Source organism: Collinsella sp. AM43-1 (genome assembly GCF_003467925.1).
GTDB lineage: Bacteria > Actinomycetota > Coriobacteriia > Coriobacteriales > Coriobacteriaceae > Collinsella.
Window position 1 is genome coordinate 36830 of sequence record NZ_QSFR01000013.1, and the last position, 15033, is coordinate 51862.

The window sequence follows — 15033 nt, forward strand, 5'->3', positions numbered from 1 at the left end:
GCTATGCCTCTTTATCGATCTCTCTCATTACATCTTCAGCGGAGCACTCGCCGGCAACAAACAGACTCCAGCCTGACGCAAATCGCCAAGCGGAGCCGAAGGCATTGTCAAAATCGCCCGCCGCTTCCTCGTCAAGAAGAATGACCTTGGACTTGCGCCAAACAAGCGTGGCATAAGCGCTGTCGTCGCCAGCATCAGATAGCTCCACATCTATGCCCGGAGTCTCCCAGCGCAGATGCGAGTCGTAGCTCGTCATTTCACGAATCAACTCGATCCACTCCTCCGAAGAATCAGATCGGATTGACAGCTTCATCGCTTCGGCCAACGATAGCGCCTTGTTGTTTGCGCCATCATCAGAGGCATATAGCTCAAACCCAGCAACCGAGTCCGAGGCATCCAGCTCGCAATCGAGTTCTTTATCCTCATCGGAATTGCCGGCAGAACAAACGGAAGGCGATACAGCAAGAAGAGTCCCCAAAATTCGCTTTGCAGCGCCTCGAGAAAGGTTCGCCTGCACAGCTTGGTTGTAATAATTTGCAATACAACCGTAGCAGCAAGTTTCTTCACCGCATCCACAATGACCGTCTACGACCTTATAAGCCTCTTCAATTAGCTCCGCCACCTCTTTGCTGAGCTGGCGCACATGACCGGCTCCTCCAGGCACGTCATCATAGATGAGTATTGAAAAGCTGCCTGCATCATTTTTGTATGTAGTCCCTCCGAGTTCGGTCTCGGGAACCTCAAGGATTTTAGCCGCAGCGGTAAACAGCGCCCACATCACAGCTTCCCAGTCGCCATCGCAGCAAACCGTCGCCGCATCAAAATCAAATACGAGCTCGAGAACGTCGCTCACAAATGCCGTACCCAGTGCGCTGAACCTATTAATCTTTGGAGCAGTGCCGCTCTTCTCGCACCAGTAGGTATGTTGGATCTTCTCTCCACCAACAGCAGCGCGATTGCAGTAAGAGCAGACTTGGAAGCCCTTAGCAGGGCTATTGAGCACACAAAGTTGCCCGTTCTCGGCATATTTTACTTTCACCGCACCGCCAGGAAAACAAAACTCTCCGGTCGCAGTCTCGTTAGGCCAGTGCTGGCTAAAGTGCACCGATGCATACCCCTTTGGCCTCGGCCTTCTAAGCCCGATGCCTTTTTTGTTTTCCGTGCCGACAAAACCATAGGAAGGTATGAGCATATTCTTTTCGAGAGCAAACTCGGTATGGCAAACGGGACACTCGCCTTTATCACTGTAGTTTTCAATAGGCCATACAAATGTTTCGCAATTTGGACACTTTCCATACCTGCGCTTTCGCAACTCTTGTCCTTTCGGCTTTCTGAGTCCAACGGACTTCCAAAGCGTCTTGCCGGCAACGATTTCCGCCCCCGGTGCATATTCCCTAATGGCTTGACGCATACCCCTAGAAAGCTCGAGCCTGTTCTCACCTACAGAATTCTCGATATCAAGAAGATGGAGCTCTACGAGATCAGTCGGAAACCCGTACTTAGGCAATACTCCGTTCTCGGCAAGAATTGCGATAGTTCTCTCCTTCTTGAGCGCATCCCTGGACTTTAGAAGCTTGGATGCGAGAATGTCGTTGACGCCCATATTCAGCTCAATACCATCCTGAACACGCTCAAAATCAGCATGCTTAAGGCTATGTGCAAGGAGAAGCCTGCCACCGCCTCCATTCTCAGCCGAATCGATTGGCCCAACGAGCTTTGCTATCCACCCCCACTCGTTTACGCCAACTTCTTCCGCCACGGGCATGCCTTGCGGAACAACGCGGACGAGCTGTTCATAGACACTCTTTGGCCGCGATGCAAGGAAGCTGCGAAGATCTTCGAGGCCTTCCGGCTCCGATTTAGAAAGATCCATAAAGTCGTTGTATCCATGAGAGTAGTCTTTGCCCAAGCTCCGGCTCGCGTAGCGAAAGAACTCAGACATAGCGACAGCGAAAACATGCCGTATCGCAATGGCATCGTTATTCAGATAACACATTGGCACTCTCGTGTTGCCGCCAATTATCTTGGCTGGGTCCTCAAAGTACGCGACATCATGGGGCCGCAAGCGAGCAAACGTGATGGCATATCCAGGCTTGCCAGCGCGGCGTCCAACGCGACCGGCTCGTTGCGTATAATTCGCGGTACTAGGTGGAACGTTTCTCATAAAAATGGCCCTCAAATCGCCAACGTCCACACCCAGCTCAAACGTGGTCGTGCAACTCAAAACATTAACGTTGCCTTTGATAAATTCGCTCTGTATTTCTCTAGCCTTTTTGGATGACAGCTGTGCAGTATGTTCCTCGATGTCGAGGGGAAGCGCCTCATCTTGATATACGGTTTTATAGAAGCGGTCTTTGTCTCTTGCCTCTGCGAAGCTCATTTTCGCCATCGTGCCGTTGCATTTCGTTGTCATGCAAACGCCATGCGTGTCCAGATGAGTCTCACATCCACATGCATCGCAACGATAGACAATATCATCGTTGGAATGCGGATACATAGTCCAAATATCTCTGCCAAGCCTAAAGTGTTCACGCGAATCGATCAAATATCCTTCGCCCCTAAATAGCTTGCAACTTAGATACTCCCCCATAAACTGGAATAGACTTTGCAGAATCGGGCGAACGTCCTCACGGGTCAGCTCGATACCGTGGACCCTTTTGACGTACTTGCGAATAAAGGCACTGCGCTTATTTTCTGTACCACGTACCGCATCTCCCGCAAACTGAACAATATCCTTTGACGCAGAGCCGCCTCCCTCAAGCACGACAAGGTTACCGCGCTTCTCATGATTGTTTCTTAGCTCAGGGACCCCTTCAGGAACCTCGATAACGTTTTTCTCTCGGAGCAGTTCAAGACAGGTCCTTGCAAACAAAATGTAGTCTTCGAATGAAAGCCAGGCTGCCCCATCGGCATTAAGTCTATCCACCTGTCTTTCGACAAGTTTTTTCGCCCCAGGATGGGAAAACCCCTTGTTAAATTCAGTAGGCTCGATCCTTACAACGCCAAGGCCTTCAAGGCTGTTCCGCGAATCCTCAGCCGCAAGCTCATCGAGAATCCAGGCCGTCGCCTGGCCCCTCTTGTTGGAACCCAAGACCCCCGGATATCGCCTCTTTGCAACACTTGTTATCCAATCAATAACTGAGCTCGGCTTACAACCCTCACCGTCGCGAGACAGGGTTTCCACCGCTTCTCTTATCAGCTGACGACGTGTGATGTTCCCATAAGTTCTATCCATTGCGGGCGCGAAGAAAGCCGCGTCCTGGCGCTTATCCGAGAAGCAAATAATACTTCCTGCCCTGCGCTCCTCATCGAGGTCTGCGAACAAATCATCCTCGTCAGCTTCTTCCTCATCAAAAGGCGGAATATCCCTGACCAGGTCGTAACAGACGACACTGCCTGCAGCTTCAGGCGAAACGCGCATTGGCTGAATTGCCACAACGGACTGATATCCGCAATGACGACAACGCGCCTCTGCTTCATCTGATTGTTTTTTCTCGTTTTGGTTGAGCGCAATTGGGATGCGCGCAACAATCTCATGCTCGAAACGATGAACACCACCCTCGGCTTCATGATACAAAGACCCGCATATCGGGCACAGCCATTGGATCTTTTCATCGGGATCCCTCTCCGATTCGTCAGAGAGAAGACGGTAGTAGACTCTCGGAAGAAACTCGTCGTCGGAATCCGTTCCTTCATGTCGAGGACTTAGCCACGCAGTCTTCACCTCGGGATCAGAGCTCTCCTCACCAAGGATGTATGCCTGCCCACAATGGCGACAGACCGACACCTCATATACAGGAGTATCGTTTTCATCGTCATAATGCTCCGCAATCGTTTTGTGAGGAGTCAGCTTACGTGTATGCAGATTTAAATAGATGCCCTCAGGAGCACGCAAGAAAGAATGGTAGCGACTCGTAAGAATGGGAACATCCTTGGAGCGCTGTGCAGAGGAAAGCACCTCAACCATGGCAGTGAGGATTTCCACACCCCGCTTATCTCCCGTGAGCCCTTCGATCTCAAGCTCCTCAATGGTGTCAAGATCAGTGAGGTCGAAAAGACGCTCACAGCGTCTCACCAGTTTTGTCGCAGACGATTCACCCAGAAGGATCTTTCCTAGTCCCATTAGGGGGGACTCGCCGTCTAGTCTCGCTACAACCTCTTCAGGAGCTCCACCAGATGCGAGTGCGCTGCGAATGTCTTCTACGTTTGCGTTTTCGGGATAGGAAAGTTCCCTGCGAAGTTCCGCCCAAGTGTCTAGAGAAAGCGCGCCCCAAGGCTTTTCATCAAGAGCATCTTGGGGCTGATCTTTCTCGCTCGTGATGACATCGAGATCCGCGGGATCACCCGAGAAAGGCTCGCCAAAAAGATCCCGAGCAAATTTAGCCACCTTCGGCATATCTTCTTCTGAGCCGATTGTTGCGGAAGTTGCGTAACAATGAAGCTTGGGCAGCTCCCCCGTTTCCGATTCGATACGAGCCTTTACTCGACGCAGCAAATATGCGATTTCGGTGCCAAGCGCGCCTGAATAAACGTGCGCCTCATCGATGGCGATATGCCGCCAGTTTGCACCAAATGCTCCTTCGAACAGCGGCGCATCCTCCGGACGTAGAAGGAGATACTCAAGCATAGAGTAGTTTGTAAGCAAAATGTTGGGTGGGTTCTCACGTATTTTCTCGCGAGAGATGATTTCATTTGGCAGTCTAGTTTGATCCGGGTTTTCGTCTTTCCACTTACGGAGAGCCACGGACTCTTTCTCCTCAGTATCTCCGGTATAACGCCCGAAGGAGATATCGGTCCCCTTCAGCAACAGTCGCAATCGTTTAAGCTGATCGTTTGCGAGAGCATTCATCGGGTAAAGTATCATGGCACGGACGCCAGCGGAGGGCCCGCTCTTTTCGAATTCTGAGAGGATGTCATTCAGAATCGGAAGCAAAAAGCACTCAGTCTTACCCGAACCCGTGCCCGTAACGACTGCGTAATTACGCCTGGCAACGCTCTTTTCAATAGCCTTAACTTGATGCACATATAAGGGGCGATAGGGGTCAAAATTACGCTCTTCTCCGCCGCCTAAACTCATCATGCCCTTGCAGAGAAGCCCCTCGTCCACCAGGTCTGCCACAGTTTTATCCTTGCGGTACGGAGGCGCCGCCTCAAGAAACGGTCCCTTTGCAAGATATCCCGGCTCGCAGAGAATCGTCTCAAGCTGCTTCTGCAAATCCGCGTCATCAAAGTGAATAGTAGTGGCAATGTACTCGCGATAAGAGTCCTCCACTTTGCGCGCAGTCTCAATGGGGTTGAATTCTTTTGCATCCATCATTATCTGCTCCTGCTATTTAAGAATGATACTGGTCGCGTATTCTCGCCGAGGGTCTCCAAAGAAGTCGCTCGGTGACATTTCAACTGCAACCTCTCTCTTATTGCTCAGCTGCCTCACCACGCTTAATGGAAGAGTAACCTCCGCAGAGCCCTTTTCCGCAAAGGCCGTAGCAATCGGCTTTTCGTCTCTTTCCTTATACTTGGAACGCCTAAAGAACCTGAAATGAATGTCGCACAAGGGCTTGCCTTCAAACCGAAGAACATATCCAAGGGATTCTCCCGGCGATAGCTTCCAGCCGTTAATACCGAGCCCCTCGGCACAATCAAGCATTTGAACATCGGTCCAAGCTGGAATCAGTTCTCCAGTTGATACGTCATCGCCATAGCACAGGGACAGCCTCAGAGGAAGACGGCTGGATGCCCTATAGTCAGTCTGTTGAAAGAGGCTTGCATGTCTAAATAGATTAAATCCGTATTCGCCAGGCTGTTTGAGGTTCTTGAAGAATAGGGGTTTTGAACCGAGCATCACCAGCGCAGCCCTGTTGTACCTCCAACCATAGGAGATAATCTTAAAGTTTGCCGCACTGGGGCCGAGTTCCAACGCATCTGCCAAACAGATTGGACGCTCCTTGGATAGATTTGCAAGTCTTTCTGGTATGTCAACGCCTATTGCAGCAAGAGCAAGTTTGGCATCGGTTTCTTTGCCGCTCTCCCTCGAACGAATACGGAGATGCAAGAACTCATCCTTCAGGAGGGCCTTCGCTTCATACCGCTCCCAAGCATTGAGGGAATTAAGCCTGTCGCATTCGCCTTCCGCATCGGCTTCTTCATAAATACGCACAACATCAATGGGAAGACACGCCTGGAAGCCATATTCGGCTACAGCACGCCCGTGATCAATGCTGATGGACAGAGGCCTAAATTCTTGTATGGGCACCACTGCGAATCGGTAGCGGAAAACAACCTTACCACCGGCAGATTTCTGCCTCGCCTCCAGGACGCACTCTTCGATATGCCAACTGAATTGACTCGTTTTTGAGGGATTGAATTCTATTCTTGCAATACCTGAATTTTCAGTATCGTCCTCATATATGGCGCAACGAGGCATCGACACCAGCTCGCCATCGCAGCAGCACATGATGTCCAAGTCTTTTAGGGCGCTCGCGCCATCAAGCGCTTCAATGCTCACAGAGGGCAGGCCGTCGCTGGTATTGAGTTCGTTCGGAACGCACCCATACAAGTCAACGCCGTCGCTCGTTTCTCCGATAATGCGATGCTTATCAACCTTTGCGACATAACGTTCTTGCCAAACGGCAACTTCCTCGCCCGTAAGCTCGTCAACAACCGAACCTGCCGAACCGGGCTCAACATCGTAGATAAAAATCTGGTTATCGTTCCAATCGCCAGAAGCCTCATACTCCGAAACGGCTTTCATGCCTTGCCCGGGAACAATCTTGTATCCGTCTTTAACAATGTATGCGATACGACGCTTTTTCGTTAACCGCTCGTTCTTGCCACGCAAGCGGTAGAAGCCCTTAGCGTCCTTTATAAATTCAAAACAACCGGGCTTGTTCCTACTGAACGACTGGCTCAAAGAACTAAGCTCGATGTAGTCACCCGCTCGCTCATCTTTCTGCATGAGCTTCAATTCCACGTCGTAACGAGCCCGAGGGTTAACGGCAATACCGACGGCATTCAAAATGCATTTTCCGACACTCATATCGAATTCAGAGCTTGCCTTTAGCTCGCCGTCAACATAATAGTCAATCTTGTCACCAGCAAAATGCAGCGGGAACTGTTGGCGCGGCCAGCGCATGGTCACAACACCCTCAGATAAATCCAGCTGCAAACTGGCAATCGGAAGATAGATCAATCGGTGGGTGCCACTTCTCCGCTCTTGCGTCTCAGCAGCAGCCCTTCCTCCGGTCGCCAAGGGCGGCACACGCTCTTGGTTGTCACGAAGGGCCTGCATTGCGGCTTCAGGCAGACCGAAACTAGATAGCATCGTGTAGCGGCTTCCAGCCCTATTCGAGTCAACAATTTGCGCCGCCACGCGCATGGACGCCTCAAATAATGGAGCAATGGTTGAATCGGGCGCTTTCTCAAGAATGTTAAGGACTGCCTTTTCGGGAGCATACCGACTCTCAGGGTTCTTTAGCTCCCTAAGAACGGAGCGCCCGTCCATCTCTCCGCCAAAACCTAGACTGCCTTTAGAAACTTCTTTCGCAAGCGGAAGTAATTTCTCCCACAGGTTTGACCAAGAATCTTCCGATAAGCCTCCGTGGAGAAGAGCAGTGTAGTAGTAGTGATTAACTTCCTCATCGCGACCATACAAAGGCATTCCACGCTCTTCAACATGTTTTATAAAAATGTGCTTTACTATCCCCTGCACACTACCGTCACGAATGCCAAGACTGGCAAAAAAGTTGCCCCACAGGTTATGGCCATTGAATACCCTGCGCGCTTTGTCGGCAACATAGACCATAAAAGCGTTCGGCAAACACCTATCAATCAGCATCAGAACAATGCGAGGTTTTGTCGGGTAACGCTTTATGAGTTCTTCAAAAGCAGTGCTGAGCCCATCAAGGTCTACCGAGAATTCCTCAAACGCTTGATAAACCATGACGTTTTCAGACCTTGAGCCAAGGTCGTCAAAGGCACCCCGAGCTCTTTCTTCAAATTCCTCCAATTTTGCCGAAAACAGCCCATGGGAGCGCGTGAGCGGAAAATGGCTCAAGTCGTATTCATATTGCTCTATCGAAGACGCTGTCTCGATATTTGACTCGTGAGGAGGTCGGCTTTTCGGCGAGGCTTTCACGTTCGTCGGATTCTCGACCATCTTGGGCTGAAGCATGGATGCCGCGAAGGCTTCAGGAACTGCGCGGTATTTCTTTCGCATCTTAATGATTGAATCGGCATATCTGCCATCAAAACGAGCGTCTATCTCTTGATCGGTAAGAGACAAAAGATCGGGCAAGTAGCAGAAACCAGCATTCTGGATTAAACGCCTTAGCCCCACATCATCAAAACTAAGCTCCGAGATGGGCGCTTTCTTCAGCCTCTCCAAGTAGTTCGCTTCGCTCATCAGCATCCCCTATGCCGTAATTGCATTCGATGCCGCCATTTCTGACCTTTTATTGACACCGGTCTGACACGACGCGCTTTTAATCATACCGTGAGGGACTTGCGCAACTCGAAGAACAAAGATGTCCAATGGAACCGTTTCCGCAGACGGTCACTATCACCCGGCGAACAGTTCCCTAAAAGGTCGACCATGGTTCAAGCACGCTTGATTGCGCAACAAAACTACCGCCAAAATGATTCAATTGTGAACATAGATGCACGGATCAGCCGGCTGGGGGTCCAAGTTTTTCCTACCGCCCATCGCTTTGCCCCAATCCTGCAAGGCGCCCGCACGCTATCATCGATATAGATTGAATGGGCAAGCAATACAGGGGGCTCTGCATGCCAATTGAAAAAGTTCCATTCTTGCAAAACACTTCAGGCTCGGTAATTGACAACCGCCACGAAGCTTATATGGCTGCCCAGCAATCCATCGCCCGCGGCTACGATGACCTCGTAAACGACCGCGTGCGTCCCTGGAAACAAGCGAAGACCGAGGCGGATCGGATGCGAGCCATCAGGTAAGGTCGCCCCTCCCCCATGTAACCATCCTGTAAATCATAGCGGCACACTCGAGTTTTACCGTGATGCGGTCGCGCCAGGCGCTCCACTGTGCTAAAGTATCCCGAACGTTCAAACGACTACGAGGGGAACTAGAAGATGGCACGTGTGCACAACTTCTCAGCTGGCCCGGCCGCGCTACCTACAAGCGTGCTCGCCGAGATCGCCGACGAGATGATGGACTACCGCGGTTGCGGCATGTCCGTGCTCGAGATGAGCCATCGATCTAGCATGTACCAGCAGATCATCGACGACGCCGAGGCAACTCTGCGCCGCCTGCTGAGCATCCCCGACAACTACCGTGTCCTGTTTTTGCAGGGCGGTGCCACGCTGCAGTTTGCGGGCATCCCCATGAACCTCATGCGCCGCGGCCGCGCCGGCTTTGTCGTGACTGGCAACTTTGCCAACAAGGCGCACCAAGAGGCCGCCAAGTATGGTGAGGCCGTGCTGCTCGCGAGCTCCGAGGACACCAATTTTGACCGCATCCCCGACATGGCCGACATCAACGCGCGCATTGCCGCCGAGGCCGCGGGCGACGGGCTCGACTACGTCTACATCTGCCAGAACAACACCATCTTTGGCACCATGTTCCACGAGCTGCCCGATTGCGGCAATGTGCCGCTGGTCGCCGATGTCTCGAGCTGCTTTCTGTCGCAGCCGCTCGACGTCGAGCGCTACGGACTCATCTACGCCGGCGCGCAGAAAAACGCCGGCGCCGCGGGCGTGACCGTGGTCATCGTGCGCGACGACCTCATCGCCAAAGGCCCTGCCTTTGCGCAGACGCCGCAGTACATGGACCTTAAGACCCAGGCCGCCAAGGGTTCCATGCTCAACACGCCCAACACCTTTGGCATCTACGTATGCGGCAAGGTGTTCCGTTGGGTGGAGCAAACCGGCGGACTTGCCGCCATGGCCGAGCGCAACTGGGCTAAGGCCAATCTGCTCTATGACCTGCTCGAGCACAGCGAGCTGTTCCATGGCGCCACGCAGGCCGACAGCCGCTCCATCGCCAACGTCACCTTCCGCACCGGCGACGCCGAGCTCGACGCGGCCTTTGTCGCAGGCGCGGCCAAGCACCAGATTCAAAACGTCAAGGGCCATCGCCTGGTGGGCGGCATGCGCGCCAGCGTCTACAACGCCGTAACCATGGAAGACGTGCAGGCACTTGCCTCGTACATGAAGGACTTCGAAGCGCAGCATAGTTTGAGTCCGCGATCTAACTAGCCCGCAACGCGCGGGCCGACCAGCCATCTCAAACCACCCTGTTTAGATCAAAACCTGCTAAGGAGTTTTTCCATGCGTAAGATTAAGACCATCGACGACATCACCAAAGACGGCAAAGTCGAGTTTGGCGAGGGCTACGAGTTTGTGGGCACCGCCGAGGAGGCCGACGCCATCCTGATGCGCTCCACCGACCTGCACGGCTACGAGCTGCCCGAGGGCATCCGCGCCATCGCCCGCTGCGGCGCCGGCGTCAACAACATCCCCGTCGAGGAGTACGCCAAGAAGGGCGTCGTCGTCTTTAACTCCCCCGGTGCCAACAGCAACGCCGTCAAGGAGCTCGTCCTGGGCATGCTGGTGCTTTCGAGCCGCGGCGTCGTGCAGTCGATGAACTGGGTGCGCAACAACGCCGACGACCCCGAGATTCAGGTCGATGCCGAAAAGGCCAAGAAGGCCTTTGTGGGCCGCGAGCTCAAGGGCAAGCGCATCGGCGTCATCGGCCTGGGCAACGTGGGCTCCAAGGTCGCCAACGCCTGCGTCGATTTGGGCATGGACGCCTACGGCTACGATCCGTTCATTTCCGTTGAGCACGCGTGGGTGCTGAGCCGCGAGGTGCAGCGCGTGGGCACACTCGAGGATCTGTGCCGCGGCTGCGACTACCTCACCGTGCACGTGCCCAGCAAGGCAGACACCATCGGCATGATCAGCACCGAGCAGATTAACCTGCTGGCACCCAACGCCGTCCTCATCAACTACGCGCGCGAAACCATCATTGACGAGGACGCCGTCGACGCTGCCCTGCGCGAGGGCAAGCTGAGCTGGTTTAGCTGCGACTTTGCCACGCCCAAGACCGTCAAGATGCCCAACACGTTTGTCACCACGCACTCGGGCGCCGGCACTGGCGAGGCCGAGGCCAACTGCGCCGATATGGCCATTAGCGAGCTCAAGGATTACCTGGAGAACGGCAACATCGCGCACAGCGTCAACTACCCCGCCTGCAGCATGGGCAAGGCGCGCGCCGCAAGCCGCATCGCCTGCCTGCACGCCAACGTGCCCAACATGATTGGCCAGATCACGGCAATCCTTGCTAAGGACAACGCCAACGTGCAGCGCATGACCAACGAGTCCGCCGGCGAGAACGCCTACACCATGTTCGACACCGACGAGCACCTGGACAGCAGCACCATCGAGGCGCTCAAGCAGATTCCGTCGATGTATCGCGTGCGCGTGATTAAGTAGCGCCGGCGCCAAACCTGCCAGACAGACCACGAAGCCCATTCGCCCCCCGTTTTCACGAAACGGGGGGCGATTTTGTTGCTCCGGATGACTTTAAAATGATACCCAGAACAAGTTTTTTCAGATAATCGATAGTGAGGCTCCAGTCGCTAAGCACACCCGCTTTGATAAACAGCTTTATCAGGGACTTTAGTAGGTAAAAATCGGTCTCTATGTGCCGAATGTAAGTTGACTGTCCATTTTCCGAAACAACTTATTCTAGGTAGCATTTTTAAGGCCCGTCCAAGGCAAAATATAAGTATTTTGCGACCAAAACTCTAGTCCGCGCGACCATTTTCCGCCCGCGCGGCTACATTCCCGCCCAATCGATAAAAATCTCCTCACGAAGCCGCCGTTCGAGCTCCTGCTGCCGCGGCGTCTTGTCTTTCAGCGGCACATCGAGATAGGACATGATGAGCTCCATCACCACGCGGAAGGCATCGGAATCGGCCAGCTGACCATAGGTCATCAGAACGACGGGATATCCCATGGCTTGCAAAGCCGTCGTTCGATCGGAGTCCGAGATCTTGGATTCTATGGATCCGTGTATGGCTTTACCTTGGCATTCAACCAGGCACTCTCGGCTGCCGTCCTTATTTGCCAGCAGAATATCGGCATAGCGCCTATCAAGCCCCGAAATCAGGCGGGCACTGCGCGTCAAGCGAATCTCGACGTTATTGGTAAGGCGCAGCCCTTCGCCGCCGCGCAACCTCGTAAGGCCAAACAGCATCGAAGCCTGGACCTCGAGCGGCGATGCCGCCACCCCCGTAATGCATTTCGCGGCACGCGTGAACGATTTAGCGCCGCGGAGCCCCGGGATCTTATCGACGTACTCGGTAAGCTCAGAGAGCTCGATCAAGGGAGGTCGTTTCCACAAGTCCGTTGGATTCCCCGAGACATCCTTTACGTTTTCCCAGCCCGACCGTGCGTCACCCCACCGGTCCCCGTATGCCTGCTCAAGTGCCGACTTTACCTGAGGTGCAATCTTGCACACGGCAAAGGTGCCGCACATCTCATACATGCACATGATTAGACGCTCGTTTGAGACCGAGGAAGCCAGGGTCAGCAGGGTAAAGAGTGGGGACGCAACATCGAGGCCAAACTCCGTCTGCCGCACGGAATCAAACGGCCTCTCCCCGTTCCAAACATGCCTGACAATGCGATCGCCCTTACGTCCGCAGCTGCCCTGCGCCAACACGTGTAACGGGGTGCCCAGGAAATGCGTGACGAGCGGATGCTCACATAGGTGCTCCCTGCGCGGATCGTCCGCAGAATCGGGCAGGTCCGGCATTATTGCCAAGACCTGTGGAGGTATCCGGTGATACCGAAAGGCAGATATGTCGCACAGCATGTCGTCCATGAAGGGTACGTACCCGCTGCGTCGCTTGTGAACCCGCTCGGACGGCAAACGCGCTGGCTCGGCCTGCGAACGGTAAATACTGCCACGCCCACGTCGCGGATCTCTCAGGAGGCTTACAATCGGTTTGGAAAGCAAACTGATTGTGAGGTTGCATATGGTTGATGAGGACTTTGCCTGGCGGCTTACGCAAGGACTCGTGCGGATCGACAGCTCAGACCCGGGCGCGTATGAGGATGAAATTGAGCGCTTCATTAAGAGGCTCATTGAGCAGCAGCTGGCACAACTTGATAGTTCTGCGCTCGATGCCGTGCAGATTGAGGAGCTCGAAGTGCTGCCCGGGCGCCGCAACCTTAAAGTCACCGTGCCGGGCCAAAGCGACGAGCCGCGGCTGGTCTATATCTGCCACATGGATACCGTCACCTTGGGCGATGGCTGGGACGCAGACATCGCACCGCTTGGGGCGGTTGTGCGCGACGATAAACTCTATGGCCGCGGTGCCTGCGATATGAAGGGTGGCCTGGCCTGCGCCATTGCCGCACTGGTCCATACGCTCGAGCGCGTGGCGGCGGATGGCGCGCTGCCACGCCGCGGCTTTTCGCTCATCTGCTCGGTCGACGAGGAAGACTTTATGCGCGGCTCCGAGGCGGCCATCAATGCCGGCTGGGTCGGCTCGCGCGAATGGGTGCTGGACACCGAGCCCACCGACGGGCAGATCCAGGTGGCGCACAAGGGGCGTACGTGGTTCGAGATTGAAATGGCTGGCGTGACGGCGCATGCAAGCCAGCCTTGGAAGGGCGCCGACGCCGTCGCCGCCATAGCCGAGGTCGCGTGCTCGCTTCGTCGCACGTTTGCGACGCTACCTTTACATGAGGAGCTGGGGCCATCGACCATCACGTTTGGACAGATCGAGGGTGGCTACCGTCCCTATGTCGTGCCCGACCACGCTAAGGTCTGGGTCGATATGCGCCTGACCCCGCCGACTGATACGGCCGCCGCGACGCGCATGGTAGAGCAGGCCATCGCCGTCGCCGAAGCCGCCGTTCCCGGTTGCCATGGCAGCTACACCGTGACGGGCGACCGCCCCGCCATCGAGCGCGACCCGAACTCTCCCCTTCTAGCAGCGCTCAAGCGTGCCGCCGATGACGTGACGGACGCGGACACGACCGTCGGCTTCTTTACCGGCTACACCGACACCGCCGTCATTGCCGGCAAGACAGGCAACCGCAATTGTATGAGCTACGGCCCCGGCTCGTTGGCGCTCGCACACAAGCCCGACGAGTATGTGCCCCATGCCGATATCGTTCGCTGCCAAAACGTGCTCATCGTGCTTGCCGATAACACGCTCTGGGACGCAAGCGGCCAAGTTGGGGCATAATAAGCCGCGAATAAACCGACTCGCGCGTTAGGACCGCCCATGAAAGCACTTCCGTTTCCCTGCATCCGCCCGGCTCAGGACCGTGTGCTCGAGGCGCTGCCTGCGATGGGCGGTATCCTGAGCGGCAACGACGCCCTGCGCGGCGCCATTGCTGACGGCCTAATGCTCAAGGACCCGGGTGCGGCGTATTACGTGTACGAATGCTCGGGCGAGCCGGGACGTGCGACGGGCGTCGTGGCGATTTGCCCGGTTAACGTGCTGACGGGCGGCGACGAGACTGCCGCCGAGAGCATCGACGCACTCGCCACCGCGCGCGCGATCGCCGAGCTCAAGGTGCAGCCGCGCCCCGTGTCGCTCGCCTACGAGGCGTCGCCCGTCATGGATATCATTTTGAGCGCTGCCAAAGAGGGCGCATCGCTCTACGCCGTCACCGATCCCGCGGGCGTCACACATCGCGTGTGGGAGGTCAAGCGCGAGGACGCCGTTGCCGCCATCCGTGCCATGCTCGATCAGGCGCCCGACCCGGTGTTCGCCGGTGACTCCGCCTATGTCGCCGCACTGGCTGGGGCATCGCAGATTCTGGCCGACGAGGCCCGCGCTGCCGGCGCCTACTCTGGCAAAGAGCCGTTCAACTTTGCTGTAGCCGTGCTGTTCCCCGCCGCGCAGGTCAGCGGCAGCGCGCCGCAGGTTCCGACGGGTCTGCTCACTCACCAGGTCTCACGGTTCTAGCGAACTCAAACGCTAAGCTGGAAAACCCAGCATCCAAACAAACAAGGGGCGGGGGGGGGATTCCATTGCAGAG

Annotated in this window: 8 protein-coding genes; 5 read left to right on the forward strand and 3 right to left on the reverse strand. The window is 55.1% G+C overall.

Translation table 11 applies throughout. From position 1 onward, the window contains the following. Position 1: 1 nt before the first annotated feature. Positions 2-5317 (reverse strand): DEAD/DEAH box helicase, encoded by a 5316-nt coding sequence (locus DW925_RS07375; protein ID WP_117790713.1) that lies wholly within the window; start codon positions 5315-5317, stop codon positions 2-4. A 12-nt stretch (positions 5318-5329) separates the two neighbouring features. Beyond that, on the reverse strand, positions 5330-8401 hold the full coding sequence (locus DW925_RS07380; protein ID WP_117790714.1) for a hypothetical protein: 3072 nt from the start codon (positions 8399-8401) through the stop codon (positions 5330-5332). Positions 8402-8781: 380 nt separating this feature from the next. Here DW925_RS07380 and DW925_RS07385 point away from each other — a divergent pair, with 380 nt between their 5' ends. The 3 genes from DW925_RS07385 to DW925_RS07395 all read left to right on the forward strand — a co-directional run bounded on the left by DW925_RS07385 (position 8782) and on the right by DW925_RS07395 (position 11460). Then, a complete protein-coding gene (locus DW925_RS07385; protein ID WP_147349526.1) occupies positions 8782-8964 on the forward strand; it encodes a hypothetical protein in 183 nt (60 codons plus the stop codon). 135 nt (positions 8965-9099) lie between these two features. After that, the gene (gene serC / locus DW925_RS07390; RefSeq protein ID WP_117790716.1) at positions 9100-10224 is read left to right on the forward strand and encodes a 3-phosphoserine/phosphohydroxythreonine transaminase; all 1125 of its coding nucleotides are present in this window, start codon (positions 9100-9102) and stop codon (positions 10222-10224) included. A gap of 72 nt (positions 10225-10296) precedes the next feature. Continuing rightward, the gene (locus DW925_RS07395) at positions 10297-11460 is read left to right on the forward strand and encodes a phosphoglycerate dehydrogenase (protein WP_117790717.1); all 1164 of its coding nucleotides are present in this window, start codon (positions 10297-10299) and stop codon (positions 11458-11460) included. 346 nt (positions 11461-11806) lie between these two features. Here DW925_RS07395 and DW925_RS07400 read toward each other — a convergent pair whose 3' ends face one another. Next, positions 11807-12787, reverse strand: a complete 981-nt coding sequence (locus DW925_RS07400) for a hypothetical protein (RefSeq protein WP_147349527.1) — start codon at positions 12785-12787, stop codon at positions 11807-11809. A 223-nt stretch (positions 12788-13010) separates the two neighbouring features. On the opposite strand from DW925_RS07400, the gene DW925_RS07405 reads away from it, so the two are divergent. Then, on the forward strand, positions 13011-14231 hold the full coding sequence (locus tag DW925_RS07405) for a M20 family metallopeptidase (RefSeq protein ID WP_117629072.1): 1221 nt from the start codon (positions 13011-13013) through the stop codon (positions 14229-14231). A 39-nt stretch (positions 14232-14270) separates the two neighbouring features. Continuing rightward, positions 14271-14960, forward strand: a complete 690-nt coding sequence (locus DW925_RS07410; protein WP_117583771.1) for a DUF1015 family protein — start codon at positions 14271-14273, stop codon at positions 14958-14960. Positions 14961-15033: the final 73 nt, after the last annotated feature.